We start from the raw sequence: 4,853 nt of genomic DNA, 5'->3' as shown, positions 1-4,853 counted from the left end.
GGAGCGAGTTGGTCCAGACGCGCACCGCCGAGACCATCGACACGTTCGCCGACGGCCCCGCGGCCGGCTCCCCCGCTCTCACCCGACACGCGGTCGGCGAAGGTTCGGCCTGGTACGTCGCGACCATGTTCGACGACGATGGGCTGGGGCGTCTGCTCACGCGCCTGTGCGCCGAGGCCGCCGTTCCGCTGCTCGAGGTCGGCCCCGACGTCGACATCGTCACCCGGGTGACCGAGACCCTCGAAGCAACGTTCGTGATCAACCATCGCGACGAGCCGATCACGGTGCCTGTCAGCGGAGTCGATCTCGTCAGCGGCGAGACGGTCACCGATGCAACGCCCGTTGCGGCAGGTGCCGTTCGCGTGATCATCACCGAGAGGAGCAATCGTGGTGCGTGACACTGTCGTCGCCCCGTCGAGAGCCGTGAAACACCGGAAGGCGCTCGCCGTCTTCCTGCTCCCGTTCGGGGTGCTGTTCGCCCTGTTCTACGTCGTCCCCATCCTGTACGCGGTCTATCAGTCGTTGCTCACCGTCGAGCGCGAAGGCACGTTCGGGCCGGCCGTTCAGGTGTTTGGCGGCCTGACGCAGTACATCGCCGTCTTCCAGCACGAGCCATTCTGGACATCCGTCGTTCGCGTGCTGATGTTTGGGGCCGTTCAGGTGCCGATCATGCTCGGGGTGGCCCTCGCGCTCGCACTGCTGCTCGACTCGCCCCTGGTGCGCGGAGCGAAGTTCTTCCGACTCGCCTTCTTCGCCCCGTACGCCGTTCCGGCCGTCATCGCCGCGATCATGTGGGGCTTCCTGTACTCGCCGAACCTCTCGCCGTTCACGGCGATCACCGGCACCGTCGACTTCCTCTCGGCCGATTCGGTGCTGTGGTCGATCGCCAACGTCGTCACCTGGGTCTACGTCGGCTACAACATGCTCATCATCTACTCGGCGCTGCTGTCGATTCCGCAGGAACTCTACGAAGCGGCGCGGCTCGACGGCGCGAACCAGCTGCGCATCGCCTGGTCGATCAAGATCCCGCTGGTTGCGCCCGCGCTCATCCTGACCGGGATCTTCTCGATCATCGGAACCTTCCAGCTGCTGGCCGAACCGCAGGTCTTCGCCAGCTTCTCGTCGGCGGTCACCAGCACCTTCACCCCGAACCTCACGATCTACTCGACCGCTTCGGTGCCGAACATGAGCCTCGCCGCAGCCATGTCGGTGGTGCTCGCCTTGGCGACCTTCGCCCTGTCGTTCACCGTGCTGAAACTCACGCAGCGGAGGGCAACGCTATGACCACGACATCCAGCTCCGTTCGCAGTCGTCGCCGTGGCCGCGGGACTCGCGAGAGTGCCGTGTCGCGCACCGTCGCCATGGCGGTCATGCTGGTCGCCACCCTGTACTTCTTGACGCCGCTGTGGTGGCTCTTCGTCGCCGCGAGCAAGACGAGTGCGGACTTCACCACCACGGCTCCGCTCTGGTTCGCCGACTTCAACCTGTTCCAGAACATCGCCGCGCTCGTCGACTATCGCGACGGGGTCTTCCTGCGCTGGCTCCTCAATAGTGCGCTCTATGCCGGCCTGGGCGCCCTGCTCGCCACCCTGTTCGCGGCGATGGCCGGCTACGCGATCGCGAAGTACACCTTCCGCGGGCGCGAGACCCTGTTCAACGTCGTCCTGGGAGGCGTGCTCGTGCCGGCGACGGCGCTCGCGTTGCCGCTGTTCCTGATCTTCAGCCAGGCGGGCGCCACGAACACGATCTGGGCGGTGCTGCTGCCGAGCCTCGTCAGCCCGTTCGGGGTCTACCTTTCGCGCATCTACGCAGCCGCGAGCGTTCCCGACGAGATCATCGAGGCGGCGCGCATCGACGGCGCCGGGGAGGTGCGCACCTTCTTCACCGTTGCGACCCGGCTGATGGCTCCGGCGCTGGTGACGATCTTCCTGTTCCAGTTCGTGGCGATCTGGAACAACTTCTTCCTGCCGCTCATCATGCTGCGCGACGAAGCGCTGTTCCCGGTCACCCTCGGCCTCTACGTCTGGAACACGCAGGTCAGCCAGATCCCCGACATCCGTGCCCTCGTTGTCATCGGGTCACTGCTGTCGATCATCCCCCTCATCGTCACCTTCCTCGGACTGCAGCGGTTCTGGCAGTCCGGGCTGGCGAACGGCGGGCTCAAGTGAGCGTTCGCCGATCTACCCTCGACCGCCCCACGGGCGAGGGGTTCAGCACCACCAATAGAAAGGAACACAGCATGTCGAACATCCGAATCGCGCGTGCGGGAGCCATCGCGGCCATCTCCGCACTGGCGCTAGCGGCTTGCGCGACCGGCGGCACCGATGCCCCGGCGAGCGGCGAATGCACCCCGTCCGACGGTCCCGTGGACCTCACCTTCACGACCTGGCTGCCCGGCATCGAAGACGCCGTCGCAATCTGGAACGAAGAGAACCCGGACATCCAGGTCGAGGTGCAGACCGGCCCCAACGGCAACGGGGGAACGTACCAGAACTTCTTCAACCAGATCGCGGCCGGCAACGCTCCTGACCTCGGCCAGATCGAGTTCGACGCAATGCCGAACTTCCGCGTGCAGGATGGGCTCGAGAACATCGCGGCCTGCGAAGGCATCCTCGACGCGGAGGACCAGTTCGTCGGATGGACCTGGAGCCAGGTGACGTTCGGTGAGGAGAACGCGGTCTACGCGATTCCTCAAGACACCGGCCCGATGGCCATGTTCTACCGTGCCGACCTGTTCGAGCAGGCGGGCATCCCGATTCCGACCACGTGGGAGGAATATGAGGCGGCTGCCGCGCAGATTCGCACGCTCGGCGGCTACATCAACAACTTCTCGCAGAGCGACATCAACGCCTTCGCGGGCCTGGTGTGGCAGGCCGACGGTCAGTGGTTCGGCCAGGATGGCGAGAACTGGACGGTCGACCTGACCAGCGACGAGTCCACGAAGGTCGCCGAGTACTGGCAGGGGCTGATCGACGACGACCTCGTCGCCGTCTACCCGCCGTGGACCGACGAGTGGAACGCCGCCTACAACTCGAGCGAGCTGTGGACGTGGGTTTCGGCTGTCTGGGGTGCCAACACGATCGCGAGCGGCGCGCCCGACACCGCCGGCAACTGGGCTGTCGCCCCGATGCCGCAGTGGGAAGCCGGCGCCAGCGCGGCAGGCAACTGGGGTGGCTCGACCACCGCAGTGCTGAAGGGTTCGGATCACCCGTATGAGGCGGCGCAGTTTGCGCTCTGGCTCAACACGGATGCCGACGCCCTGACCGCGATGAACGCCAGCGCGAGCATCTACCCCGCCACGATCGAGGGTGCCAACCTTCCGGCGTTCTCGGAGGGTGTGGAGTTCTACGGCGGTCAGAACATCTACGAGGTGTTCGCCGAGGCCGGCAACAACGTCAACCCCAACTTCACCTGGGGCCCGACGATGACGCAGGTCTACAACGATGTCGCCGACGGGTTCTCCGCTGCCGTTTCGGGCAACGGTACGCTCGTTGACGCGCTGGCTTCCGGTCAGCAGAAGACGATCGCCGCCCTGAAGGCTGCCTCGATTCCCGTCAAGGAGTAGGTATTTCGCTTCTTCACCTCCGTGCCGCGGGTGTCAGCCTTGTGCTCGACGCCCGCGGCACGGCCGTACCCCGCCTCCTTCACTGGGGGGTCGACCTCGGCGATGTCGACCCCGAGATGCTCGACCAGGTCGCGACAGCGCCCGCGATCGCTCCGAGCGCTCCCGACCTTCCTCTCGCCCCGTCGATCCTCGCAGGCCCCGCCGAGGGCTGGAGTGGGTTCCCGGCGGTCGTCGCGCACCGCATCGGCGGCGGACCCGCTCGGTTGCCGCTGCGCATCCGTCGCACCGGGCTTACCCGCCCCGACCCGCTCTCGGTCAAGATCGAGCTAGGGGTCGATGACGACCACGGTGCCCTGCTCACCGTCTCGTGGCGCGCCTCGCTGTCACCAGACGGCGTCGTCACGATCGACATGGAATCCACCGGCGAGGCCGCCGAGGGCGTCGAACTGTACCGGCTCGCGGCGTGCGTGCCCGTGCCCGCCCGCGCGAACGACCTTCTCGACTTCAGCGGAGTCTGGGCACACGAACGCCACCCTCAGCGCGGTTCGGTGCGCGACGGTCTGCACCTGCGCGACCAGCGACGAGGCCGCCCGGGTCACGACGCCCCCTACCTCACGGTGCTGGGCACACCGGGATTCGGATTCCGCTCGGGCGAGGTCTGGGCGCTGCACCATGCCTGGAGCGGCAACAGCACGACCGGTGTCGAGTCACTCGCCTCCGGCCACCGGCGCCTGCTTGCTGCCGAACTTCTCGACGCGGGCGAGGTCAACTTGGCTCGCGGGGAGCACTACCGCGCGCCGCAGACCGTGCTCGCGTTCAGCGATCGCGGCCTCGACGGCCTCTCTGACCGCCTGCACCCGTTCGTGCGAGCAATGACTCCCCCGACCACCCGCCCCGTGGTGCTCAACACCTGGGAAGCGGTCTACTACGACCACGCCTTGGAGAAGCTGCTGCCGCTCGTCGAAGTGGCCGCCGACCTCGGGGTGGAGCGCTTCGTGCTCGACGACGGGTGGTTCACCGGTCGCGTCAACGACCGTCGGGCTCTCGGCGATTGGACGGTCGATCCCGAGCGCTGGCCCTCCGGCCTGCACCCGCTTGCCGACGCGGTCGTCGCCCGGGGCATGGACTTCGGGCTCTGGGTCGAGCCCGAGATGGTCAGCGCCGACTCGCGGCTCGCGCGCGAGCATCCCGAATGGATGCTCGCGGATTCCGCGCCCGAGTCGACGTTGCCGCCCACCTGGCGGTTTCAGCACACGCTCGATCTCACGATCGACGCGGCGCGGGCTCA

5 protein-coding genes are annotated in these 4,853 nt (G+C 67.1%); all 5 read left to right on the top strand.

Translation table 11 applies throughout. The features are described 5' to 3' along the window. On the top strand, nucleotides 1-398 hold a 398-nt coding region (locus tag RMO30_RS11580; RefSeq protein WP_309713582.1), incomplete at its 5' end, for a beta-galactosidase trimerization domain-containing protein. Beyond that, nucleotides 391-1,284, top strand: a complete 894-nt coding sequence (locus RMO30_RS11575) for a carbohydrate ABC transporter permease (protein WP_397427932.1) — start codon at nucleotides 391-393, stop codon at nucleotides 1,282-1,284. The genes RMO30_RS11580 and RMO30_RS11575, both read left to right, overlap by 8 nt. Beyond that, entirely contained in the window at nucleotides 1,281-2,168 is an 888-nt protein-coding gene (locus RMO30_RS11570) for a carbohydrate ABC transporter permease (protein ID WP_397427931.1), read from the top strand. Before RMO30_RS11575 ends, RMO30_RS11570 begins: the two co-directional genes overlap by 4 nt. Before the next feature lie 71 nt (nucleotides 2,169-2,239). After that, on the top strand, nucleotides 2,240-3,565 hold the full coding sequence (locus RMO30_RS11565) for an extracellular solute-binding protein (RefSeq protein ID WP_309713575.1): 1,326 nt from the start codon (nucleotides 2,240-2,242) through the stop codon (nucleotides 3,563-3,565). Nucleotides 3,566-3,606: 41 nt separating this feature from the next. After that, a partial coding sequence (locus tag RMO30_RS11560; protein WP_309713572.1) for an alpha-galactosidase occupies nucleotides 3,607-4,853 on the top strand: 1,247 nt, incomplete at its 3' end.

The organism is Pseudolysinimonas sp. (genome assembly GCF_031389465.1).
Taxonomy (GTDB): Bacteria; Actinomycetota; Actinomycetes; order Actinomycetales; family Microbacteriaceae; genus Pseudolysinimonas_A.
This window is presented reverse-complemented; position numbering and strand designations above follow the sequence as displayed.